Here is a 21,640-nt window from a genome sequence, read left to right as displayed (position 1 = left end):
GGCGTTTCAGCCGTCTCAGCGAACGCCCGATCTCCGGCTCAGAACCCCATGACGGAGGCGATCATGAGCATCGTGACGCAGAAGCCGACGACGTAGTTCAGCCACAGGAACACCCGCCAGCCGGCGCGGGCACGCTCGGCGCTCTCGTCGGTCAGCCCAGCGAACCGGCCGGTGTTGATCGCATACGGCAGCGCGAGCACCGCCGCGATGCGCACAAGGAACGAGTCGGCGTAGAGCAGCAGCACGCCTGCGACAATGTAGGCCGCGGTCGCCAGCCACACGGTCGACCGGGCCCCGATGACGGTGGCGATCGAGGCGAGCCCGCCGGCTCGGTCGGGTCCGATGTCCTGCACAGCACCGAAGGCCTGGCTGGCCACACCCCAGATGAAGAACGCCGCGAAGATGACGGCCACATTGCGGTCGAGGGGCGCCCCGGTGAGCGCCAGGCCGTACCAGGCCGGGGAGGAGAAGTGGGTTGAGGAGGTCACCGCGTCGAGGAACGGGATCTCCTTGAACCGCAGTCCGCGCACGCTGTAGGCGGCCACGGCGAACATGCTGATCGCCAGCACGAGGTTCGCCCGCCAGTCGCCGAGGACCACGAGTGCTGCGAGGAACGGCAGGCAGGACACGGCCGCACTGATGAGGATCGTGCGGTGGTGCTTGGGGGCGGTGACGTGGCCTTCGATGCCGCCCTTGCGCGGATTGCGGATGTCGGATTCGTAGTCGAAGACGTCGTTGATGCCGTACATCGCCAGGTTGTACGGGATGAGGAAGAACAGGCAGCCGAGCACGAACGGTGCGTCGACGCCGCCGCCGGTGAGCAGATAGGCCGCCCCGAATGGGAAGGAGGTGTTGACCCAGGAGACCGGGCGCGAGGTGCGGGTCAGGAGTCCGAGTGTGCTCACGACCCGGCCCGCCCGTCGGCATCCTCGGGCCGGCGTGGTTTCCGGCGGTTGCCGAGCAGCAGCCACAGGCTCGGCAGCGCTGCGACGGCGACGATCGTGTAGGCGAGATCCTCGATCGGCATGAGCCCGATGCTGATGCCCAGATGGTTGTCGTAGGTGAACAGGCCGGCGGCGATCATGAGGTTGTCGAAGATCATCGTCAGCCCGATGAGCAGCGCTGCGGTGATGGCCAGGGCCCGCTGGTGGATCCGGGACCGGGAGGCGGTCATCGACGGGTCGGCCGGCGCCGAGGTGGCGGGCCGGTGGGCCGGATCGGTCGGGCTGCCGAGCCGGGCTGAGGAGGGATCGGAGCTGCGCAGCCGCAGCAGGGCGGCGAACAGCAGCCCAAGCGCGGGGATGAGGAAGACGAGGTTGATGAGCGTATAGGTCACGGCCGGCCACCGCCTGTTCCTGGTGTGCCTGTTCCCGTCGGCTCGGGGCCGGGCTCATCGGTGCTGCGCAGGTGGGTGAGGATGCGCATCGAACGGGTGAAGACGACCATCGTGACCCAGCACAGGAAGAAGAGGAAGAAGACCTCTTCGACCGGCAGCTCCGGGGCGAGCTCGATGCCGGTCATGTACGGGCTGTCACCGCGGTAGAACACCCCGAAGACGATCCCGGCGGCATCCCAGAGGAGGAACGTCGCCAGACCGACACCGTGGACGATTGCCGCGCGCTTACAGTCGGCGAACCAGAACAGCTGGTGGCGCCAGTCGAGCAGCGCCATGCCCGCGATGGAGAACAGCAGGCAGCCGAGGTAAACGAAGCTCACCTGTCCACCGCCTCGGGAACGGGCAGGGGACCGGAGGTGCGGTCGCCGCGGAAGGCCTTGAGGACGTTCTCGGCACTGATGACGCACATCGGCAGACCGACGCCGGGTGCGGTGAAGGCTCCTGCATAGAAGAGATTGGCGACCTTGGCAGAGCGCACCCGGCCGCGCAGGAAGATCGACTGCATGAGCGTGTTCGCAGGCCCCAAAGCGGTGCCGGACCAGGCGTGGAAGTCACGAGTGTAGTCAGCTGGGGCGATGACGCGGCGCACTTGCAGCCGCTCGGCCAGGTCCGGGTGGCCGGTCCAGCGGGCGATCTGGTGGATGGTCGCCTCGGCGCACGCCTGCACGTTGGGATCGTCTGCGCGGAGGGAAGCGTCGGCCGGCCAGGGGACGAGGACGAAGAGGTTCTCACAGCCGTCCGGTGCGACCGTGGGATCGGTGCGCGAGGGTGCGCAGACGTAGATCGAGGCCGGATCGGGGATCTGCCGGTCGCGGTAGATCGCGTCGAAGTTCTTGCCCCAGTCAGAGGTGAAGAGCAGATTGTGATGCGCCAGCCTGTCGAGCCGGCCCTCGACGCCGAGCAGCAGGACGAGCGCGCCCATCCCCGGGTCGGCACGCTTCCAGCTGGCTGCCGGGCGGGTCTGGAGTCTGCGGGGCAGCAGCCGGGTCTCCAAGTGGTGGAGGTCGCAGGCGGCGACGACGGCATCGGCATCGAAGGCTTCGAGCCCGTCCCGGGTGCGGGCGAGCACCTCGCTCAGCTGCGCTCGCCTTCCCGGCAGGCCGAGACGACCCCGCCACCGGACGGGCTCATGGCGGGTCAGTGAGACGACCTCGGCTTCGGTGCGGATGTCGACCCCGAGGTCGCGGGCGCGTTCGGCGATCGCGGTGATGAGCGTGTGCATGCCGCCGGCCGGATAGCGGACCCCGTCGACGAGGTCGAGGTGGCTCATGAGGTGGTACATCGCCGGGGCGGTCTCCGGGCGGGTGCCGAGGAACACGGCCGGATAGCCGAGGATCTGCCGGGCGACGGGATCGCTGACGGTGCGGTCGATCTTCTCCTGCATCGAGGTGCTCAGCAGTTCGGTCAGCTCGCCGAGCCCGGTGAGCACCTCCGGGTGGGCGAACCCGGCCGGGGTGGAGAAGGTGGTGTAGAGGAAGTGGCCGAGTGCCAGCCGGTAGGTCCGGGAGGCGGAGTCGAGATAGGCGTCGACCCGATCCCGGCTGCCGGGCTCTAAGCGCTCGAAGAGGTCGAGGACCTTCTCACGTCCGGCCGGCACGTCAAGCCGAGTGGATGCTGACTCGCCAACTGGTTCGGGGAAGATCCGGTAGGCAGGATCGAGGTCGATGAGCTCGAGCGGGTTCGGGGCGCCGGTGAGGTCGAAGAGGTGGTCGAACACCTCGGGCATGAGATACCAGCTCGGGCCAGTGTCAAAGGTGAACCCGGCCTCCCGATGGATGCCGGCGCGTCCGCCGAGGGTCGCGTTCTTCTCCAGCAGCGTGACCGCATGGCCCCCCTGTGCGAGCAGCGCGGCGGAGGCGAGGCCGGCGATGCCGCCGCCGATGACGATGGTGCGCGTCACCGGCTCTCACCGCCGGTCGATGGGCGGCGCAGCGCACAGGCGGTTATGGCGAGCTTGCGCGGGTTGCTCACCCGCATCCGCTGCGTGCGGATCTGCACGGCAGGCGTGGTGGCCAGCGTCCGGTTGAGTTCGGCGAACAGGGCGTGGGCGATCCGCACGGCCGGGCGCACACGGGCCGGCAGCAGCTCGATGACTTCATCGGCTGCGGCGAGATCGGCGTCGATGTCGGTGACGATCCGGTCCCGGTCGGCATCTGTGAGTCCGTCGGTGCTGATGCCGGGCAGGTAGCTGCGGCCCAGGGCAGTGTCCTCGGCGAGATCACGCAGGAAGTTGACCTTCTGGAAGCCTGCCCCGAGCGCCATCGCTCCGCGTCGCAGGCGCTCGTGATCGGCCTCGGGCACGGCACCGAGGAAGAAGGCCTTGAGGCACATGAGCCCGATGACCTCCGCGGAGCCGTGGATGTAGTCAGCGATCGACTCCTCGGTGTGGACAGCTGGGGAGATGTCGGCGCGCATCGAGGCGAAGAACGGCTCCCATTCGGCCGGCCCGATGCCGACCTCGCGGGCGGTCGCGGCGTAGGCGTGGGCGATGATGTCGGCCGAGGCGCCGGTCGCCACCGCAGTAGCGATGCGGTGTTCGAAGGCGTCGAGTTCGGCCGAGCGCTGGGCGGCCGGCAGCCGGTGCATGCTGCCATCGACGATCTCATCGGCGACCCGGGCCATCGCGTAGATCGCGGTGATGTGGATGCGGACGACCCGCGGCAGGGTGCGCACGGCCAGGGAGAACGATGTCGAATACCGGGCCAGCACCTCGGCGGCGGCAGCCCGGCAGGTGCGGGTGTACTCCACCGGTGCAGGTGGGAGCTGCGCTTTGGCAGCGGCCGGCCGTGTTCTGCGGAACATCAGCGCACCACCCCTCAGTGCCGACCGGTCCGGCGGGTGGCGGCGAGCGCCTCGTGCTTGTTCTGCCAGATGAGCAGGCCCTCGCAGGCGAGCAGCAGGACGCCGAGCACGATGCCGACCCAGGCCGGGCCGACGATGATGAGCCCGACGACGGCGGCGAGGTAGACGATCGCACGCACGGCGATGACCGAGGTGCGGGAGGCGAGGAAGCCCTTCGGGGAGGCGAACAGCGCCCAGACGATGATGACGAGAACGAGCGCGCCGATGCCGGCCAGCCAGGCGAGCGCGCCGCCGCCGACGAGCATGAAGGCAACGTAGGCGATCGCCAGCCAGGCCAGCGTCTCGAGGAAGAACAGCGTCGCCTCGGCGATCTTCACCAGTGTCGACATCGCTGGGTTCCTCTCTCGGCAGGGCGGGGCGTGTGGTTCCACGATACCGCCTCGGGCATCGGCGGCCCGGCAGGCGGGCCGCGTTTGCGCAGGACAGAGCTGGGTGGAAGCTCAGTGCCGGGATCGCGGTCCTCAGTAGCCCGGATCGCGGCCGTGAGTAGACTGAACGGCGTGCCCGTCTGACCGGCAACCCGAAAGGACGCTTCATGACCCGTCGGACCCTGACCGCGACGGCAGCTCTATGCGCTGCCGCGCTGGCGCTCTCCGACTGCTCGCAGAACGACTCCGAGCCCAAGCAGGGCCCCGCCACACAGACCCCGGCTGACCCGCGCGGCACCGAGGGCCCGCCGAACTCCGGTGAGGAGGACGACCTGGCGAACTTCAAGCCGGCGCTGAGCTGGGAGGACGCGCAGAAGAAGGCGCAGGAGGACTTCGACGGGGACTTCCGGGCGATCCAGATCGCACTCGCCGAGGGCGGGGAGATCCGCTACGACATCGAGATGGCCTCCGATGAGCAGACGTACACCGCTGCCTACGACGCCAAGACCGGGGACGTCATCTCCACTGATAAGGAGAAGCACGAGGGCAAGGGCGAGGTGCTCTCCCTCGATGACTACGTCGGCCTCGATGAGGCGAAGTCCTCGGCCCTCGATGTGCTGCCGGGCCGGATGACGAAGATCCACCTGGGCACCAGCAGCGACGGCAAAGCCGCCTACACGATTGACATCTCACCGGAGCAGGACGGCGAGACCTTCGAGGTCGTCGTCGATGCCGAGTCCGGCAAGGCCCACCGCTCAGACGACTGAGGCACAGGCCCGCTAACAGCGGATCGCCGCCGCATCTCTTGCAGGTGCGGCGGCGATCGGCGTTCACGGCAAGGGCGTCAGATATTCCTCAAGGAGAGCCTGTCGGCCTTCTTCGCCAGTGCGATGATCGCCAGCAGGCTGACGACGAGCACCGCAGTGCCGATGAGGTCGAGGACGAGGTTCGGGGTGAGGAACAGGACCGAGCCGATGATGAGCGAGATCCGCAGCACCCACGGCACGGTCACCATGAGGAAGCCCTCGGCGGCCACAGCGAGCAGGATGACGCCGATCGAGGCGGTGGCGATGACGCGGATGGCGGTCATGACATCGGCGTCCTGCATGATGAGCACCGGGTTGTACACGAATACGAACGGCACGATGTAGCCGGCCAGCGCGAGTCTCATCGCCGTGAATCCGGTCTGCATCGGTGTGCCGCCTGACAGTCCGGCTGCCGCGAACGCGGCGAGCGCAACCGGCGGGGTGATGTTGGCGAACAGTCCGAAGTAGAACACGAACAGGTGGGCGGCCAGCGGTTCGACACCGAGCTGGGCGAGTGCCGGGGCGGCCATCGTCGCGGTGACGATGTAGGCCGGGATCGACGGCAGGCCCATGCCGAGGATGATGCAGGCGACCGCGGTCATGATGAGCGTCGGCAGCAGGTAGCCGCCGCCGATCGTCACGATCGCGTTGGCGAGCTTGACGCCGAATCCGGTCTGGCTGGCGACACCGACGATGATGCCGACCGCCGCACAGGCCACAGCGACCGAGACTGCGGTGATGGCGCCGTCGCGCAGGGCCAGGATGATGTCCTTGAAACTCATCCGGGTGGTCTTGCGCAGCATCGCCACGAGCACGGTGACGAAGATCGTCGTGACCGCTGAGAACAGGATCGTCCGGCCGGAGAAGAACAGCATGTACAGCAGGTAGGCCAGCGGGATGAGCAGGTGGCCGCGCTCGCGCATGACGTCCATGACGGCTGGCAGGTTCTTCCGCGAGATGCCTTCGAGTCCGCGGCGGGTGGCGCGCAGGTGCACCTGCATGATGATGCCGAGGTAGTACAGCAGTGCCGGCACGATCGCGACCAGGGCGATCTCCCGGTACGGGATGCCGAGCGTTTCGGCCATGATGAAGGCTGCTGCACCCATGATCGGCGGCAGGATCTGCCCGCCGACCGACGCAGCGGATTCGACAGCGCCGGCGAAGTTGCGATGGTAGCCGATCTTCTTCATCAGCGGGATCGTGAATGCGCCGGTGGTGACGACGTTGGCGATTGCCGAGCCGTTGATCGAGCCGAGAAAGCCTGAGGCGATGACCGCGACCTTCGCCGGCCCGCCGCGGGTCTGCCCGGCGATGGCGAGGGCGATGTCGTTGAAGAATTGGCCCATCCCTGAGCGCTGGAGGAAGGCGCCGAAGAGGATGAAGAGGATGATGTAGGTCGATGACACCCCGATCGCGGTGGAGAAGATCCCCTCGGTCGAGGTGAGCATGTAGTTGAGGATCCGGTCGAGGTCGTAGCCGCGGTGGCGCATGAGCCCGGGCATCGACCGGCCGTAGATGTCGTAGATGATGAACAGCACTGCCAGCGCCGGCAGGAACCAGCCGGTCACGCGGCGGGCGGCCTCCAGGGTGGCGAAGACGAGGATGCCGCCGATGATGACATCGGTCATCGTGAACCGCGAGCCGCGGGTGACGAGCTCGGCGTACTGGGTGGCCAGATAGATCGCCACCGAGGCGGAGGCGGCGATGAGGATGTAGTCGAACCAGGGTGTCGTCGCCCGCTTCTCCTTGGCGTAGGGCCGGTAGAGCGCGAAGGCGAGGACGAGGATCGCTGAGACGTGGATCGCGCGGTGCACGAGCGTCGGCGGCCCGCCGAAGAGCGCGGTCCAGATGTGGTAGACCGACAGCGACACGGCGACGACTCCGACCGGCCAGGCCAGCCATGTGCTGAAGACATCGCGGGTGCGCGATTCGCGGTCGTACTTCTCCAGGGTCTCCAGGTCGGCGTCGGAGGTGTCGGCGTGCAGCACGCCGGTGTCGGCGTCAGCCTGCCCGGCGGCGGTCGATCCAGTGCCCGGGCGCGGGTCGTCTGCGGCTGCGTCGCGGGCGTTTCCGGTCGGCGGAGTGTGCGGTGTGCTCATCGTGTGTGCTTTCTTCCTTGTCAGGCCAGGACCATCTCCACCGGGCTGCGGTGGGGGATGTCGGCCGGTGCCAGGAGGCGGTGGCCGTCGATGCTGAGGGTGTGCTCGACGTCGTGGGAGTGGATCCAGCGCACGGCATCGAAGTGCCGGGCAATTCCGCAGTAGCGGAGCATGTCCCCGACCTTCACGACGTGCGGGGCCTCCGAGGGTGCCCCGGCGCCGGTGAGGGCGATGTCGGTGCAGTCGAGGAGGAACCCGCCGCGGCTGAGCGTGTAGTACTCGATCCAGGGTGTGTGATCGACGGAGTGGATCCACGCCAGGGCGATTGTCGCCTGGCGGCTGACCGTCACGTGTCGGTAGACCTCGTGCGGCCGGCGCTGGTGGCGGATGAGGACGGTGGCCTGCGCCGCGGCCGAGGCGGTCATCGCCACGGCCGCGAGCGTCGCCGCCCAGCCGGCGAACCGGCCGAGCGCCGCCCGTCGCGTGTGCCGCACCGGCCCGTCAGCAGGCTGCGGCGGGCGGGCACGCGACGGGCTCAGGCTCAGGACGTGCCGGCTTCGTCGAAGTAGCGCTTGGCACCGGGGTGCAGCTCGGTGACGACGACGTTGGGAGCGTTCTCGAGCGTGATGTCCTTGGCGGCGTTGTGCGTCGCGTGGACCTGGTCGAGGTTGTCGAAGATCGTCTTCGTGATGTCGTAGACGGCGTCTTCGCTCAGCTCCGGGCTGGCCAGCAGCAGGTTCGGGATGGTCACAGTCGCGGCATCCTCCTTGCTGTCGTAGGTGTCCTTGGGCACGGTGCCCTCGCCGAAGAACTCGTATTCGAGCAGCTTGTTCAGCCCGTCGCCTTCGAACGGCACGACCTTGACGTCGTGGGTGGTCGCCAGGTCGGTGACCGCAGAGTTCGGCAGGCCGGAGGTGACGAACGCGGCGTCGACCTGGCCGTTCTTCATCTGGTCGATGGCCTCGGCATAGGGCAGGTAGTCGGCGGTGAAGTCGTCGTAGCTCATGCCGTAGGCGTCGACGACAGTGCGGGCGTTGAGCTCGACGCCGGAGTTGACGTCGCCGACGGACACGCGCTTGCCCTTGAGATCCTCGATCGAGTCGATTCCCTTGTCCTCGAGCGTGATGACCTGCAGGTACTGCTCGTACAGGTTCGCGATCGCCGGCAGGCTCTCGACCTTGTCCTCGAACGGCCCCTCGCCCTTGAGCGCCTGGTCGGTGGCATCGGCCATCGCGAAGGCGATCTCGGCGTCGCCGTCGTTGAGCAGGGTGACGTTCTCGACCGAGGCGCCGGTGGCCTGGACGGTCGAGTCCGAGCCGAGCTCGTCGCTGAGCAGCTGGGACATGCCGGCTCCGACCTGGTAGTAGACGCCGGAGTTGCCGCCGGTGGCCACGGTGATGAACTCGGTGCCGGCGTCGCCGCCGCCCTCACCTGAGTCGCCTCCGCCGCCGGCGCAGCCGGAGAGCACGAGCGCGGCAGCTGCGGCGCCGGCCAGGACTGTGGGAAGAGTACGTGTGCGCATAGAAAGTGGATCCCCTCGTGGTGGGTGGCGCAGCTGCGCGTGGTGTGCGCAGATGCCGCACCCCCTGTGGTGCGGATTACTAACGATACTGTCGTGAAACTCACAGATTCAATTGCAATATCGGCTCCCGGACGCCCACCGGGCCGCTGTTATGGAATCGTTGTCGCCCAGGCCGCGCAAGCCGCACCAGCATGCCGATCGCCCGTGCCCGAGGTGGGCGTTCCCGCAGCCGGTGACCCCCGCCTCGGCGACGGGGTTCTCCCGCTCTCGAGGCGCCGCTCACCGGCCGTGGCAGGGAGCCTTGTCTGCGGGGTGGGGAATAATCGCAGGTGGGAGGATGTTGTTCCCATGGTTAGCGAATGTTCTCGATCGTGGAGGTAAAGCAGTGACGAAGCGCCCGTACACCGTTCCCGGACTGACGAACGAAGATGCCAAGAAGGTCTGCGAGATCCTGCAGGACCGGCTCAACTCGATGAACGACCTGCACCTGACCCTCAAGCACGCCCACTGGAATGTGGTCGGCCCCAACTTCATCGGCGTCCACGAGATGCTCGACCCGCAGGTCGAGACCGTGCGCGGCTTCGCCGATGCCATCGCTGAGCGGATCGCCGCACTCGGCTCCAGCCCGGTCGGTGTGCCCGGCCGCCTGACCTACCAGCGGCCGTGGGAGGACTACGACGTCGACCGTGCCGGCACGATCGAGCACATCAAGGCGCTCAACCGCGTCTACGACGGTGTTGTGAAGTCCCACCGCGACGCCATCGAGGAGACCGGCGAGATCGACCCGGTCACCGAGGACATGCTCACCGGGCAGTCCTTCGAGCTCGAGCAGTTCCAGTGGTTCCTGCGCGCCCACCTCGAAGACGGCAGCGGCAAGATCGATCAGTGATCGGCAGCTGAATCTCTCGCGGGCCCTGCTTCTTGCAGAAGCGGGGCCCGCAGTCATTCGCAGGGGCTGGAGTACCGGTTCAGAATCGGTGGGTGATGCTCAGCTCGGTGCCGAGCAGCACCCCGGTGCGGAACTCGACCGGCTGCCCGCCGGAGGTGCCGAGGCGTTCGAAGCGCAGCAGCGCCTCACCGGTCGCGCATCCGAGCAGATGGGCCTCATCGGGCCCGGCGAGCACAGCGGCGACATCCTCGAAACCGCCGTCGATGCGCACGTTCGCGGTCTCGGCGAGCACATGGTAGACCGCCTCGCGGGTGAAGTCGGCGCTCATGAGCGGCTCCCCGAGGGCCGCCGGCAGCCACACATGGTCGACGGCGACCGGCGTGTCACCGGCCCGGCGGATGCGCGCCAGATGGAACAGCCGCGCATCGGCTGGCAGGGCGAGCCGGTCAGCGGCCTGCGCATCGGTGATGATCTCCTGGGCGAGGATGTCCGAAAGCGGTTCGAGACCGGAGCGGGAGATGACCTCGAACAGCGAGTAGATCGCCCCGTAGGCAGACGGGCTGGTGGTGAGCAGGTGGGGGCGCTTGCCGCGGTTGGCTGTGAGCACACCGCTTTCGCGCAGCGGGCGCAGCGCCTGACGCATGGTGCCGCGGGATACCTGGTATTCGGCGGCGAGCTGCAGCTCACCGGGGAACCCGGCGTGGAACTCGCCGGCGGCGATGCGGGCGCGCAGGTCGTCGTGGATCTGCTTCCACCGCGGAGCGTTGGCTGCCATTGCGTCCCCTTCCCACAGTGTTCCCGCGCCTGTTCTGTGTTCCTGCGTCTCTTCTGGCTACCACTCACCGGAGCCGCGTATGGTGGCAGGCGGACAGCGGAAACATCCGACTCGATATCAGCATAGGAGAGAGCACGCATGAACCGGCCCCGAGCCACACGATCCCAGGGATTCCTGGCCCGGAACTGGCCGTGGACGATCGCGGCCGGCCTGCTCGTCATCATCCTCGTCATCAGCATCATCGCTGGTTCGGGCTTGGGTACGAACTCCGGCACGCAGGCAGAGGACGAGTCCGGCAGCCAGGGCGCAGCCACCGGTGCCCAGCAGCAGGAGTTCGACCTCTCCCGCCGCATCGACGGCGACCCGACCGCTATGGGCGAGGTCGATGCCCCGGTCGTGCTCATCGAGTTCGCCGACTACCGCTGCCCGTTCTGCGGCAAGTTCCACCGCGACACGCTCGGCGACCTTGTCGATGAGTATGTTGCGGACGGCCGGATGCGCGTCGAGTGGCGCGATGCACCGGTCTTCGGCGACCAGTCCGTCGACGCCGCTGTCGCTGCCCGGGCAGCAGCTGAGCAGGGCGTGTTCTGGGAGTACCAGCATGCCGTGTTCGGTGAGGCGCCGGACAGCGGCCACCCGGACCTGCCGCGCGAAGTGCTCATCAAGCATGCCAAGACCGCCGGAGTTGCGGACATGGAGAAGTTCGAAGCCGACCTCGACAGCGAAGACCTGCACGCCCAGGTGCAATCAGACTTCGAAGAGGCTCAGCGCCTCGGCGTCACAAGCGTGCCGACCTTTGCGATCAACGACTCCGTCATCTCCGGTGCCCAGCCAGCCGAGGTGTTCCGCGAGACGATCGAGAAGGAACTGGCTGAAGCCGGTCAGTAAGGCTCGGCAGCTCAGCGGCGGGCGCTTTCGGACCGCAGGAAGTCGCGCAGGTACGGGATCGCGAACTCGACCTTCCCGCGGCCGGACTCCATGATGACCCCATCGATGATGAGCCGGCTGCGGTACACCCCGGCATGCTGGATGCTGACCCCGAGGCGTTTGGCGACCTCACGGGTCAGCGAGGGCTCGTCATCAGCACTCATCGCGAAGATGTAGTCCTTGTCCCGATCCGACAGGCCTGCCAGTGTTGGTTCGTGGATCTGCCGGAACAGGGCGGGTCTGGCCTGCTCGACCGCCCAGGCGACATGCTCTGCGGTGATGACCGGTGCCTCGGCGGCGGCCTCCCACGCGAAATCGCCGATGAGCTGCACCAGATACGGGTAGTTCTCTGAAGCCTCGACTGCGGTTTCGAGAGCATCGGCGTCGATCGACTTGCCGGCGTTCTCGATCGGGTGGCGCAAGGCGACGGCGGTGTCGTCGGCGGTGAAGTTCTTCAGTGCGATCCGTTCGGCCCGGCGCAGGAACGTCGAGACGTCGTCGTTGACGAGCTTGTTCATCGTCGCCGGCAGTCCGGCGGCCACGAACGCCAGCGGCGCTCCCTGGGACACTGCATGTGCCACTGCATCGGTGATGGCCCGTAGCTCAGCGACATTCGTCCGGTGCACCTCATCAAGCGTCAGCAGCAGACCGGTGCCGTGAGCAGACAGAATGTCGAGGGCCTGCATGAGCCGGTGACGCAGATCCGGGGTCAGCGGATTCGTCGAATCGGCTCGGGCCGTCAGTCCGCCGCCGATGACCGGCAGCGTGAACCCGACAGTGGAGGACGTCGAGGTCTGGGCGGCATCGAGGTCTTCGAGCAGCTGCGGCAGTCGTGCTTCGGTCAGCCGCTGCACGACACCCGGGGAGGCCTGTTCTCGCACTGTCACCCACTGGCGGGAGTCAGCGACCTCGCCGAAGGTGTTGAGCAGCACCGTCTTGCCGACCCCGCGCGGGCCGGTCACGAGCATCGCGCGACCGCGGACCGCACCGTCGAGAGCGCGGGCGAAGAGGTTGACCTCCTTTTGGATGCCGACGACGGCAGCCGGGGTGGTCCCGAAACTCGGGCTGAACGGCGAGGGGTGCCGACGCGGATTCGGCGGCGGAATGGTGACGGTCACAGCTGCCCTCCGATCGGAACGACACCACGGCGGTGAGGCACAGCAGGTGCAACTGGTGCTGCAATGCACTCAGGTTCGGTTATGGAGCTTACGGTATCGTCGCCAGCGGACACGACAGCTGCGGCCCGGACCGAGCCGCGGCACACACCAGGAAAGGGAGAGGGTCGATGCTGGCCGAGCTGGCAACCTGGCAGCCGCGCCGCTGGCTGTTCGCTCTCGGCACCGCTGCTGCCACCATCCTCCTCGTCGCTGTCCCAACTGACCTCATCGACACGCCGCTGTTCACCCGCGATGTCCCGCCGACCTGGTGGGCTTGGCCGGTTCTCATCGCCAATGCCGTGCTCGCCGGCCTCGTCGCCGCCACGTACGTCGCCCGACGCGATACCGGTGAGAACTCCGAGGAGCGCGGCGGCCGGCTCGGTGCGGCCGGAGCGGTCATCACGTTCTTCGCCGTTGGCTGCCCGGGGTGCAACAAGCTCGTGCTGCTAGCACTGGGCTATGCCGGGGCGATGCAGTACTTCGAACCCGTTCAGCCGGTCCTCGCGCTCGGGTCGATTGCGCTGCTGGCTTGGGCGTTCGTCGCCCGCGTGCGCAAGGAGCGCAGCTGTCCGCTGTCGAACGCCGGTCAGGCGGCCGCCGCCTCGGGCGCGGAAAATGCACCGGTTGATGCCGCGTCCGGCAAGACGCGCTGAGATTAACTTCCGGCAGTTTCGTTTCGCGCCACGGCACATGGTTGCCGGCAGGGTCCCGCCTGCCCAAGGTGCCCGGTTTGGGAGGCCGGAGCAGTCGAACGGGCCTGTCCGGCCGTTCCGGCCTGCGAAACCGGGGGGTGCCTTATTCGCTATGCAATTGCCAGACCACAGTCGCTCAGCCCCTGTTCTGTGCAGCTGCGACCATGGCTGACACTGGCTGTGTCGGTGTGCAGGTGCTGCCGCGGGTGTGGGGGCGGCGAGGTTCTCATCACGGGTGTGCCTCTTCAGGGGAGAAGAGCCCGTCGTTCACATTGTCGTGCGAGCCTGGCGTGTCCGGCTGGGAGTGGGCTTCACCTGGCGTGGTGTTGGTGATGAGTTCGGCATGCCGGCGGTGCAGCACTGACCCCGGTGGATGGGTCGTTGCTGTTGTGCCTCCTGGCAGCGTCCACGTCAGTACCCCTGTTCGGGGCTCGCGTCTGAGTCTAAGACTCCTTGGGTTTTGAGTTGGTGGTGCTGTTTGCACAGTGGGTGCAGGTTCTCCATGGTTGTCGGTCCGCCGTGGGTGGGGTGCCTGTGGTTGAAGGGTTCGATGTGGTCGAGTTCTGCTTTTGTGGCCGGCCGGTCGCAGCCGGGGGCGGTGCAGTATCGCCAGCGCGCCACGAGTGCGTGCCGCATGCGTGCACCGATCGTGTACGTCGTTGCGACATGGTCGAGGACTTCACCGGTGTTCGGGTCGGTGAGCAGACGGTAGATTGTGTCCCCTGCCGAGCCGACCAGCTGACGGGCCACATCAGCACTGACGGGGCTACCGTCGACCGAACCGGGCAGCTCGTCAGCGGCTGGGCCCTCGGTCAGTGCCATGGCCGGTACGGTGATGGTGATCTTGGCCTGGCGTGCCAGCCACTGGCCGCTGGCCGGGACATGAGACGGGCGTATCACTGAGCAGGTCGGCGAGATCATCCGCCAGCGGATCCAGTGGCGAACCAATGTGTCCCGAAGCTTCCTGCCGTTTGGCTAGCGCCTCCTGTGCGAGGTCGAGGGTGTTGACATCCCCGCCGATCGTCGCGCCGATGAGGAAGTCGTACTTCAGCTGCTCAAAGGAGCGGGAGTCAGCGAAGACATGGTTGTCCGGCAGGTCGAACCCGGCAGTGTAGCCGCGGACCACACAGCGGGCCATGCCCTCAAGGCGCGCGTGAAGGAGCGCGATCTCATGAGACGGTCCCTGCACGATGAGCGTGCCGCGACCGTGCTGATCGTAGAACGCCTCGACGCGGCGGCGCTCCCGGATCTGCTGAGCCTGTTCGGCGCGCGTGACCAGCGCGGCAATGGCGGCCTTGACCTCCGAGTAGTACACGCTCTTCTTCGTCGCGGTGATCGTGGCCAGCAGCGTGTCGAGCTGACCGAGCAGGGCCGGGTCGACGGATGCTGCCTGCCCGGCGGCGGAGACGAAGCGATCGAAGCTCAATCTGCCCGCGCGCACCTGTGCGGTGAGTTTCGGCAGTCCGATGAATGCCGTGGCGGCGCCAGTGACCCGTGACCACGCGGTGTTCGACGTGATATCGAGGGCGTGGGCGAGAGCGGCCAGCGTCGGTGTGCCGATGCGGTCGCGCAGCCAGGTGAGCGCCTCTGCGCGCGCTGCATCGGAAACTCCGCCTGCTGCTTGCGGTTCAACCGCAGTTTTGGCTGCCTGCGGTTCAGCCGCAGTCTCGGCGAAGCCAGCACCGGCGAGGGAGTGCAGCGCATCGACCTGAGTGTCGATGTTGTCACGGCTGTCAGCGCGCACCCGTTCGAGCACGACGCCGAACATCTCCTCATACCCCTGCAACTGTGCCCGCTCGAGCGCGCTGAGGGACTGCTCGAAGGCGCAGAACCGGGTCCGGTACGCCCCAGCAGGCGTCGGCACGGAAGTCTCAACTGTCGCCGTCATCGCCGTCGCCTCCCTTCGCTTATCGATGCAATGGTTCCATCACACCACGAGGCACGGACAACGCAGACTGACCAGGGACAACGCCGAACCATGGGTGCAAAAGCGACCGTGCCCGCCACCGCCGTCCGCGTCATGCCCATCACCCCTCTGTCCAACTGGAGCCCTCAGGGCTCTCCTTCCTTGCTTCCATCACAGCACGAGGCACGGACATCGCTCGCTCACCAGCAAATATACACTCGACGGGTGCTGAGCAAGGGGCTGGCAGACCCGAGCCAGCCACCACCTCGGCAGACCCGACTCAGCCGCCGCCTCGGCAGCGGAGGCCCCCATCGGGGCAACGGCGCCCCCTCGGGAGCGGCAGCCACCCCAGCAGACCCCGCAACCGGCAAGGCGGCCTGAGATTATCCACCGGCAGGTGTAGACTCGCGGACCAAGGGCACGATCCACTGACGGCAGCCGAGGGGAGCCACACACGTGTGGGAGTACTTCACGCAGCGCTCTGACCAGATCCTCTTCGCCTCCTGGCAGCACTTCAGCCTCGTCGGCCAGAGCCTCCTGCTCGCCACCCTCATCGCCGTTGTCATCGCCGTGCTGTCGTACCGCTCCTCAGCGCTGACTGCAGCAGCCAACAGCGTCTCGGCGATCGGCCTGACGATCCCGTCGTTCGCGCTCGTCGGCCTGCTCATCGCCCCGGTCGGCTTCGGCGTCATTCCCGCCGTCATCGTCGTGACCTTCTACGCCGCCCTCCCGATCCTGCGCAACGCCCTCGTCGGGCTCGCCGGCATCCCCGGCGACGTCGTCGAATCCGCCCGCGGAATCGGCATGAGCCGCCTGCGCACCCTGATGACCGTCGAACTGCCGATGGCCTGGCCGGTCATCCTCGCTGGCGTCCGCGTCTCCGGGCAGATGGTGATGGGGATCGCGACCATCGCCGCCTACTCACTCGGCCCTGGCCTCGGCGCGTTCATCTTCTCCGGCCTCGACCGCCTCGGCGGCGCGAACTCACTCGAATCCGTCGTCATTGGCGTCGTCGGCGTCATCATCCTCGCCTTCATCCTCGACCTGCTGCTTGTGGCAGTCGGCCGCTTGACCATCCCGAGGGGTATCCGTGTCTGAGAACCACCGCACTGCATCCACCGCTTTCGAGGCGGCCGGCACCGAGCATGAGACCGGCACCCAGGGCGTGTCGATCACCCTGGAGGGGATCACCAAACGCTACGACTCGGGCAAGCCGCCGGCTGTCGACGGGCTGAATCTGGAGATCCCGGCCGGTTCGATCGTGATGTTCTGCGGGCCGTCCGGCTGCGGGAAGACGACGACGCTCAAGATGATCAACCGGCTCATCGAACCGACGTCGGGCCGGGTGCTCATCGATGGTGAGGACGTCACCGACCTCGATGCCGACAAGCTGCGCCGCCGGCTGGGCTACGTCATCCAGGCCGGCGGGCTGTTCCCGCACATGACGGTGGCCAAGAACATCGGACTGGTGCCCAAGATGCTCGGCTGGGATGCCAGCCGGATCCGCGCCCGCGTCGACGAGCTGCTCGAACTCGTGTCCCTTGACCCGGCCGCCTACCGCGACCGGTTCCCGCGCGAGCTCTCCGGCGGCCAGCAGCAGCGCGTCGGTGTCGCCCGGGCGCTGGCAGCAGACCCGCCGGTGCTGCTCATGGATGAGCCCTTCGGCGCGGTCGACCCGATCACCCGCCAGCGGCTGCAGGATGAGCTCATCGCCATCCACTCGGAGCTGAAGAAGACGATCGTGTGCGTCACCCACGACTTCGACGAGGCCGTCAAGCTCGGCGACTGGATCGCGATCTTCCGCGAAGGCGGCATCCTCGCCCAGTACGACTCACCTGAGAGGATCCTCGCCCAGCCGGCGAACTCCTTCGTCGAGGACTTCATGGGCGCAGGCGCCGGGCTCAAGCAGCTGTCCCTGTCCCGCCTCGATGACGTTGAGCTGACCGAACCGGTGCGCGTGCGTGCCGGTGCCCCCGCCGCCGAGGCGGTGGAGACGATGCGTGCGGCAGGCGATGACTACGTGGTCGTCGTCGACGACCAGGACCGGCCCGTCGACTGGCTCATCGCCAGCCAGCTCGAACGCTTGGAGACGATGCCGACGCAGGTGAATGAGGACCTGCCGGTGGTCTACAACCGCGCCTCGCTCAACGACGCACTCGATTCGATGCTCGTGACGACGACGTCATCGGCGATCGTCGTCGGCCAGCGCCGCCAGATGCTCGGCCTCGTCACCGTCGATACGATCATGGACGTCATCTCCGGGCTCAACGGCCGCGCCCACGACACTGCCGCCGAGGCGCCGCTGGGGCAGAACGAACCCGAGGAGTTCGAGATCCCCGAAGACGATGGGCGCACCGGCCGCAACACTGACGAGGCGATCGCCGCTAAGCAACGCGAAGACCCGACCGCAGACACAGGCGACACCGGTGACGGCACGGCTGCTGACGATACGGCAGGCGGCACGGTTGCCGACGAAACGGCAGGCAAAACGGCAGGCGACACGGCTGCCGGTGAACCCGCCGATCGTCCGGCCGGCGCGCACCGTGCAGACGAGGACCGGCCATGAGTACCCTGACCGTCGGACAGCGCAGAGACATCCGCGACCTGCTCGTGCAGGCCGGGATCATCGTCGCGGCCTTCGGCGTGCTCATCTGGTGGCTGCTGACCACCGACCTCACCGAGGTCGAATCCTCCACTCTGGCACCCGGCGCGGTCTGGTCGCTGACCGTGGAGCACCTGCTGCTCACCGTCATATCCGCCGTCATCGTGCTCGCCGTGGCGATCCCGCTCGGCATCCTGCTCACCCGCCCAGCCCTGCGCCGGGCCGCAGGACCGGTCATGGCCGTAGCGAACATCGGCCAGGCCGCCCCGGCCGTCGGCATCATCGTGCTCTTCGGGTTCTGGCTCGGCTTCGGCCTGCAGGCCGCGATCGCAGCACTCGTCGTCTACGCGCTGCTGCCGGTGCTGCGCAACACGATGGTCGGCCTCACCCAGGTCGACCGGCAGCTCATCGAAGCCGGCCGCGGCATGGGCATGAGCGCTGCCGCCGTGCTCTTCCGCGTTGAACTGCCGCTTGCGGTGCCCGTCATGCTCTCCGGCATCCGCACCGCACTCGTCCTGCTCGTCGGCACCGCCACTCTGGCGACCTTCGTCAACGGCGGCGGACTCGGCCTGCTCATCACCACCGGGGTGACGCTCGACCTCACCCGGGTGCTCATCGCCGGAGCCATCCTCGTTGCCCTGCTCGCCCTCGTCGTCGACTGGACCGGACGCGTCGTCGAACTGGCCGTACGGCCGAAGGGACTGGCATGACACCCCACCCGATCATCACCCCAGCCAGCCGCACACGCACGAGGCTCGGCCGCCTCGGCGCCGGGATCGCACTGCTGAGCACCCTGGCGCTCGGTGCCTGCGGACTGCAGCCCTCGGCCGCCTACATCCCGCCGGTGAACCCCGGGTCGATCGAGGAGATCCCCGGTGCCGCCGACGGAAAGGTCTTCACCGTCACGAGCAAGAACTTCACCGAGGCGGTCATCCTCGGCAAGATCTCCGTCATCGCCGCCGAAGCAGCCGGGTTCAGCGTCAAGGACCTCACGAACGTGCCCGGCAGCGTCTCGGCCCGCAAACTCATGACGAGCGGGCAGGCCGACCTGACCTGGGAGTACACCGGCACCGCCTGGCTGACGTACCTGAATGAGGAGGAGGGCATCCCGGATCCGCACGAGCAGTGGCAAGCGGTCCACGATGCCGACCTTGCCAACGGCCTGACCTGGGGCCCGGCGGCTGAGCTCAACAACTCCTACGGCATGGCGATCCGGCCCGATGCCCCCGGGGAGCTCGGCGCGGTGACGAAGATGTCGCAGCTGGCCGATCTCAAGCCGGAGGACCGCACGATCTGCGTGGCCGCCGAATTCAACTCCCGGCCTGATGGGCTCACCCCGATGCTCGAGGCCTACGACATTCCGCGCGGGGAGGCCGACGGCACACCGGAGGACAACATCGGCATCTACGATGCCGGCCCGATCTACTCCGCAACGGCGGCCGGGCAGTGCAACTTCGGCAATGTCTACCTCACCGACGGCCGGATCAAGGCGATGGGCCTCGTCGTCCTCGAAGACGACAGGCAGTTCTTCCCCGCCTACAACGCAGCCCCCGTGTTCTTCACTCAGACGCTCGAGGAGTACCCGCAGCTCGAAGAGGTCTACGCGCCGATCGCCGAGAAGCTCACCACCGAGCAGATGCAGGAGCTCAACCGGCAGGTCGACGTCGACGGTGACGACCCCGTCGACGTGGCACTGCGCTGGATGGTCGACGAAGGCTTCGTCACCGAACGGTGACTCGGCGGCCAGACGGTAGGCTTGTCGCCGGCTCGTGACGGAAGGAAGCGGCTCGTGACGGAAGGAAGCGGCGATGTTGGGTCTGAATCTCACCGAAGGCACGGTGCTCATCATCTGGCTGATCGGCATCGCCTGCGCGGCTGGCACCCGGCGCGAACCCGGTGACACCGCCCGCTACCCGCTCACTGTCATGGCCGCGCTGTTCGCCCCGATCATCGGTTCGGTCTATGCGGTTGTGCGGTTCTTCCAGGTGCGGGCACGCCACCAGCTGCAGCGCGGACTCGGCCGCGCGAAGGACACAGGGCTCAGCCGAGAGTGAGCGGCTCGTCGGCTGCGATCGGGCCGTCCTCGCCGACCCGCCAGGAGATCTCGACCTCCACCTCGCGCTTGGTGCCCTTGCTCGGCTTCTGCTCGGTCGCCGGCTTCTCCTCGTCGACGACCTCGACGGACAGGCGCACCGAGCTCGGCATCTCCAGCCGGGTCTCCTCAGCACCCTGACGGAACGCGAGCGTGCCCTCGGCGATCTGGTCGGCAAGCTGCTGGAGCAGGTCGGCGAGCTCGTCGCGGCTGCGGATCTCTTTGGTCTTGAGGTGAACGGTCTTCACAGTGACATCCCTTCAGTAACAGGGCGCCGGCGCAGATGCCGTGACAACGGCGAAAAGGCGCGCAACCGAATGGATATCCATCGTATCCGAGTCCGCATCTGCGGGATATGAACGCATGCGGAGCAGAAACAAAAGGTCTCGCCTGCTGGCACCAGTTCACAAGTGTGACCTGCGTCGCTAAGCTCTGTGTATGGACGTCACTCATACTCTCGGTTCATTTGACTACGTTGACCCAACTGATCTCAAGAGGATGGCTGAGGCCTCAGGGCCCAAGGTGACCATCCTGATGCCGACATCGCGAGCGGACCACCAATCCCGCGAATCCTCCACCCGGCTCAAGTCGCTCCTCGATGAGGCAGGCCGCAAGCTCGCTGAGACCGGCGTCGAGGCGAAGGAAGCCAAGGAGATCCTCGGCCCGCTCAACGACCTCGTCAACGACGGCCCGTTCTGGCGCCATCAGGCCGACGGGCTGGCTCTCTACGCAGCCACGGGCATGACGCTGACTTACCGCCTCGGTGTGCCGCTGAGCGAGCACGTCAGCGTCGGCGACTCGATGACGGTCCGCCCGATCGCCCCGGCGCTCGCACAGTCCCATGCCTTCTACATCCTGGCTCTGTCACGGAACAAGGTGCGCCTGTTCGACGCGACGAAGGACTCGATCGTCGAACTCGACCTCGGTGAGACCGTGCCGCAGAGCATGGACGACGTCGTCGACCCCGATGAGCGGCAACGGCAGCTGCAGAGCCGTTCGGTCGGTGGGGACCGTGCCATGTTCCACGGCCACGGCGCCGGCGGTGAGGTCGACCGGATCTTCGTCGAGAAGTTCGTCAAGGCTGTCGGTGAAGGAGTCGGAACGCTGCTCGGCAAAGCCCGCAGCCAGCCGCTGATCCTCGCAGCTGTCGCTGAGGCGATGCCGCTGTTCAAGCCCGTGTGCACCTACCCGGCGCTGCTTGACGAGATGGTCACCGGCAACCCCGACGACCGTACGCCCGGTCAGCTGCACGCCGATGCGTGGGAGGTCGTCATGCCGGCCTTCGCTGAACGCGACGACGCAGCCTACGCCCGCTTCGCTGATGCGCAGGGCACCGGCCGCGGCGTCACCCAGACCGATGTCATCCGCGAAGCAGCTGCCGAGGGGCGGGTCGACACGCTGTTCATCAACCCGTCGCTCTCTGCCTCAGAGGGCAGCGGGGATGTCGATTCCGCGATCCTGTCGACGCTGCAGAACTCCGGCACGATCGTCATCATCTCCGACGGCCGGGTCGAGAACGTCGCAGCACTGATGCGGTACTGACCCCC

24 protein-coding genes are annotated in these 21,640 nt (G+C 67.4%); 10 read left to right on the top strand and 14 right to left on the bottom strand.

Annotated features, from left to right (window positions below):
* Window positions 1-38 precede the first annotated feature (38 nt).
* From HLA91_RS11775 to HLA91_RS11750, 6 genes are read right to left on the bottom strand one after another with little or no spacing between them, the layout of a single operon-like run.
* Window positions 39-905 (bottom strand): prenyltransferase, encoded by an 867-nt coding sequence (locus HLA91_RS11775; protein WP_170274833.1) that lies wholly within the window; start codon window positions 903-905, stop codon window positions 39-41.
* Complete coding sequence (locus HLA91_RS11770) at window positions 902-1,336, bottom strand: lycopene cyclase domain-containing protein (RefSeq protein ID WP_259793957.1); 435 nt, start codon at window positions 1,334-1,336, stop codon at window positions 902-904. The genes HLA91_RS11775 and HLA91_RS11770 overlap by 4 nt, the downstream gene beginning before the upstream one ends.
* Window positions 1,333-1,716, bottom strand: a complete 384-nt coding sequence (locus HLA91_RS11765) for a lycopene cyclase domain-containing protein (RefSeq protein ID WP_170274832.1) — start codon at window positions 1,714-1,716, stop codon at window positions 1,333-1,335. The genes HLA91_RS11770 and HLA91_RS11765 overlap by 4 nt, the downstream gene beginning before the upstream one ends.
* Window positions 1,713-3,296, bottom strand: coding sequence for a phytoene desaturase family protein (gene crtI / locus HLA91_RS11760; RefSeq protein WP_170274831.1), 1,584 nt, complete (start codon window positions 3,294-3,296; stop codon window positions 1,713-1,715). Before crtI ends, HLA91_RS11765 begins: the two co-directional genes overlap by 4 nt.
* A complete protein-coding gene (locus tag HLA91_RS11755; protein ID WP_102160871.1) occupies window positions 3,293-4,198 on the bottom strand; it encodes a phytoene/squalene synthase family protein in 906 nt (301 codons plus the stop codon). Before HLA91_RS11755 ends, crtI begins: the two co-directional genes overlap by 4 nt.
* 14 nt (window positions 4,199-4,212) lie before the next feature.
* A complete protein-coding gene (locus HLA91_RS11750) occupies window positions 4,213-4,587 on the bottom strand; it encodes a DUF2568 domain-containing protein (protein WP_170274830.1) in 375 nt (124 codons plus the stop codon).
* Window positions 4,588-4,793: 206 nt separating this feature from the next.
* Between HLA91_RS11750 and HLA91_RS11745 the strand changes: the two genes are divergently transcribed.
* Window positions 4,794-5,393, top strand: coding sequence for a PepSY domain-containing protein (locus HLA91_RS11745; protein WP_170274829.1), 600 nt, complete (start codon window positions 4,794-4,796; stop codon window positions 5,391-5,393).
* 77 nt (window positions 5,394-5,470) lie between these two features.
* Here HLA91_RS11745 and HLA91_RS11740 read toward each other — a convergent pair whose 3' ends face one another.
* Genes HLA91_RS11740 through HLA91_RS11730 form a run of 3 tightly spaced genes read right to left on the bottom strand, consistent with a single transcriptional unit; the run spans window position 5,471 to window position 9,053 of the window.
* A complete protein-coding gene (locus HLA91_RS11740; protein ID WP_170274828.1) occupies window positions 5,471-7,531 on the bottom strand; it encodes a TRAP transporter permease in 2,061 nt (686 codons plus the stop codon).
* A gap of 20 nt (window positions 7,532-7,551) precedes the next feature.
* Window positions 7,552-8,025 (bottom strand): DUF1850 domain-containing protein, encoded by a 474-nt coding sequence (locus tag HLA91_RS11735; RefSeq protein ID WP_170274827.1) that lies wholly within the window; start codon window positions 8,023-8,025, stop codon window positions 7,552-7,554.
* A 47-nt stretch (window positions 8,026-8,072) separates the two neighbouring features.
* On the bottom strand, window positions 8,073-9,053 hold the full coding sequence (locus HLA91_RS11730; protein ID WP_170274826.1) for a TAXI family TRAP transporter solute-binding subunit: 981 nt from the start codon (window positions 9,051-9,053) through the stop codon (window positions 8,073-8,075).
* A gap of 385 nt (window positions 9,054-9,438) precedes the next feature.
* Here HLA91_RS11730 and dps point away from each other — a divergent pair, with 385 nt between their 5' ends.
* Entirely contained in the window at window positions 9,439-9,942 is a 504-nt protein-coding gene (gene dps, locus HLA91_RS11725; RefSeq protein WP_257995022.1) for a DNA starvation/stationary phase protection protein Dps, read from the top strand.
* Window positions 9,943-10,021: 79 nt separating this feature from the next.
* Here dps and HLA91_RS11720 read toward each other — a convergent pair whose 3' ends face one another.
* Window positions 10,022-10,717 (bottom strand): GntR family transcriptional regulator, encoded by a 696-nt coding sequence (locus HLA91_RS11720; protein ID WP_170274825.1) that lies wholly within the window; start codon window positions 10,715-10,717, stop codon window positions 10,022-10,024.
* A 138-nt stretch (window positions 10,718-10,855) separates the two neighbouring features.
* On the opposite strand from HLA91_RS11720, the gene HLA91_RS11715 reads away from it, so the two are divergent.
* The gene (locus tag HLA91_RS11715) at window positions 10,856-11,605 is read left to right on the top strand and encodes a DsbA family protein (RefSeq protein WP_170274824.1); all 750 of its coding nucleotides are present in this window, start codon (window positions 10,856-10,858) and stop codon (window positions 11,603-11,605) included.
* 11 nt (window positions 11,606-11,616) lie between these two features.
* Here HLA91_RS11715 and HLA91_RS11710 read toward each other — a convergent pair whose 3' ends face one another.
* Window positions 11,617-12,762: an ATP-binding protein gene (locus HLA91_RS11710; protein ID WP_170274823.1), complete on the bottom strand. Its 1,146-nt coding sequence runs from the start codon at window positions 12,760-12,762 to the stop codon at window positions 11,617-11,619.
* Window positions 12,763-12,929: 167 nt separating this feature from the next.
* Between HLA91_RS11710 and HLA91_RS11705 the strand changes: the two genes are divergently transcribed.
* Complete coding sequence (locus HLA91_RS11705) at window positions 12,930-13,454, top strand: hypothetical protein (RefSeq protein WP_204514244.1); 525 nt, start codon at window positions 12,930-12,932, stop codon at window positions 13,452-13,454.
* Between the two features lie 450 nt (window positions 13,455-13,904).
* Here the strand turns inward: HLA91_RS11705 and HLA91_RS11700 are convergent, their stop codons facing one another.
* Together HLA91_RS11700 and HLA91_RS11695 are read right to left on the bottom strand one after the other, a co-directional pair.
* On the bottom strand, window positions 13,905-14,315 hold the full coding sequence (locus HLA91_RS11700) for an HNH endonuclease signature motif containing protein (protein WP_170274822.1): 411 nt from the start codon (window positions 14,313-14,315) through the stop codon (window positions 13,905-13,907).
* Complete coding sequence (locus tag HLA91_RS11695; RefSeq protein ID WP_170274821.1) at window positions 14,287-15,381, bottom strand: DUF222 domain-containing protein; 1,095 nt, start codon at window positions 15,379-15,381, stop codon at window positions 14,287-14,289. The genes HLA91_RS11700 and HLA91_RS11695 overlap by 29 nt, the downstream gene beginning before the upstream one ends.
* 474 nt (window positions 15,382-15,855) lie before the next feature.
* Here HLA91_RS11695 and HLA91_RS11690 point away from each other — a divergent pair, with 474 nt between their 5' ends.
* From HLA91_RS11690 to HLA91_RS11670, 5 genes are all read left to right on the top strand, one after another.
* Entirely contained in the window at window positions 15,856-16,497 is a 642-nt protein-coding gene (locus HLA91_RS11690; RefSeq protein WP_170274820.1) for an ABC transporter permease, read from the top strand.
* A complete protein-coding gene (locus HLA91_RS11685) occupies window positions 16,490-17,965 on the top strand; it encodes an ABC transporter ATP-binding protein (protein ID WP_170274819.1) in 1,476 nt (491 codons plus the stop codon). The genes HLA91_RS11690 and HLA91_RS11685 overlap by 8 nt, the downstream gene beginning before the upstream one ends.
* On the top strand, window positions 17,962-18,711 hold the full coding sequence (locus HLA91_RS11680; protein WP_170274818.1) for an ABC transporter permease: 750 nt from the start codon (window positions 17,962-17,964) through the stop codon (window positions 18,709-18,711). The genes HLA91_RS11685 and HLA91_RS11680 overlap by 4 nt, the downstream gene beginning before the upstream one ends.
* Complete coding sequence (locus HLA91_RS11675) at window positions 18,708-19,736, top strand: glycine betaine ABC transporter substrate-binding protein (protein ID WP_170274817.1); 1,029 nt, start codon at window positions 18,708-18,710, stop codon at window positions 19,734-19,736. Before HLA91_RS11680 ends, HLA91_RS11675 begins: the two co-directional genes overlap by 4 nt.
* Before the next feature lie 73 nt (window positions 19,737-19,809).
* Window positions 19,810-20,055 carry a hypothetical protein gene (locus HLA91_RS11670; protein ID WP_170274816.1) on the top strand — a complete coding sequence of 82 codons (246 nt, stop codon included), beginning with the start codon at window positions 19,810-19,812 and terminating at the stop codon, window positions 20,053-20,055.
* Here the strand turns inward: HLA91_RS11670 and HLA91_RS11665 are convergent.
* Window positions 20,042-20,341 (bottom strand): amphi-Trp domain-containing protein, encoded by a 300-nt coding sequence (locus HLA91_RS11665; protein ID WP_170274815.1) that lies wholly within the window; start codon window positions 20,339-20,341, stop codon window positions 20,042-20,044. The two genes, HLA91_RS11670 and HLA91_RS11665, sit on opposite strands and share 14 nt — an antisense overlap.
* 286 nt (window positions 20,342-20,627) lie before the next feature.
* Between HLA91_RS11665 and HLA91_RS11660 the strand changes: the two genes are divergently transcribed.
* Window positions 20,628-21,635, top strand: coding sequence for a baeRF3 domain-containing protein (locus tag HLA91_RS11660; RefSeq protein ID WP_170274814.1), 1,008 nt, complete (start codon window positions 20,628-20,630; stop codon window positions 21,633-21,635).
* Window positions 21,636-21,640: the final 5 nt, after the last annotated feature.

The sequence above is a fragment of the Brevibacterium luteolum genome (assembly GCF_013004595.1).
In the GTDB taxonomy this organism is placed as follows: domain Bacteria; phylum Actinomycetota; class Actinomycetes; order Actinomycetales; family Brevibacteriaceae; genus Brevibacterium; species Brevibacterium luteolum.
This window is presented reverse-complemented; position numbering and strand designations above follow the sequence as displayed.

What these genes read in the sequence shown, in the direction of transcription:
- HLA91_RS11670 (WP_170274816.1), top strand. Translation starts at nt 19,810, where the DNA reads ATGTTGGGTCTGAATCTCACCGAAGGCACGGTGCTCATCATCTGGCTG.
- HLA91_RS11745 (WP_170274829.1), top strand. Translation starts at nt 4,794, where the DNA reads ATGACCCGTCGGACCCTGACCGCGACGGCAGCTCTATGCGCTGCCGCG.
- HLA91_RS11740 (WP_170274828.1), bottom strand. Translation starts at nt 7,531, where the DNA reads ATGAGCACACCGCACACTCCGCCGACCGGAAACGCCCGCGACGCAGCC.
- HLA91_RS11680 (WP_170274818.1), top strand. Translation starts at nt 17,962, where the DNA reads ATGAGTACCCTGACCGTCGGACAGCGCAGAGACATCCGCGACCTGCTC.
- HLA91_RS11695 (WP_170274821.1), bottom strand. Translation starts at nt 15,381, where the DNA reads ATGACGGCGACAGTTGAGACTTCCGTGCCGACGCCTGCTGGGGCGTAC.
- HLA91_RS11660 (WP_170274814.1), top strand. Translation starts at nt 20,628, where the DNA reads ATGCCGACATCGCGAGCGGACCACCAATCCCGCGAATCCTCCACCCGG.
- HLA91_RS11730 (WP_170274826.1), bottom strand. Translation starts at nt 9,053, where the DNA reads ATGCGCACACGTACTCTTCCCACAGTCCTGGCCGGCGCCGCAGCTGCC.
- HLA91_RS11705 (WP_204514244.1), top strand. Translation starts at nt 12,930, where the DNA reads ATGCTGGCCGAGCTGGCAACCTGGCAGCCGCGCCGCTGGCTGTTCGCT.
- HLA91_RS11715 (WP_170274824.1), top strand. Translation starts at nt 10,856, where the DNA reads ATGAACCGGCCCCGAGCCACACGATCCCAGGGATTCCTGGCCCGGAAC.
- HLA91_RS11700 (WP_170274822.1), bottom strand. Translation starts at nt 14,315, where the DNA reads ATGGCACTGACCGAGGGCCCAGCCGCTGACGAGCTGCCCGGTTCGGTC.
- HLA91_RS11675 (WP_170274817.1), top strand. Translation starts at nt 18,708, where the DNA reads ATGACACCCCACCCGATCATCACCCCAGCCAGCCGCACACGCACGAGG.
- HLA91_RS11750 (WP_170274830.1), bottom strand. Translation starts at nt 4,587, where the DNA reads ATGTCGACACTGGTGAAGATCGCCGAGGCGACGCTGTTCTTCCTCGAG.
- HLA91_RS11720 (WP_170274825.1), bottom strand. Translation starts at nt 10,717, where the DNA reads ATGGCAGCCAACGCTCCGCGGTGGAAGCAGATCCACGACGACCTGCGC.
- HLA91_RS11755 (WP_102160871.1), bottom strand. Translation starts at nt 4,198, where the DNA reads ATGTTCCGCAGAACACGGCCGGCCGCTGCCAAAGCGCAGCTCCCACCT.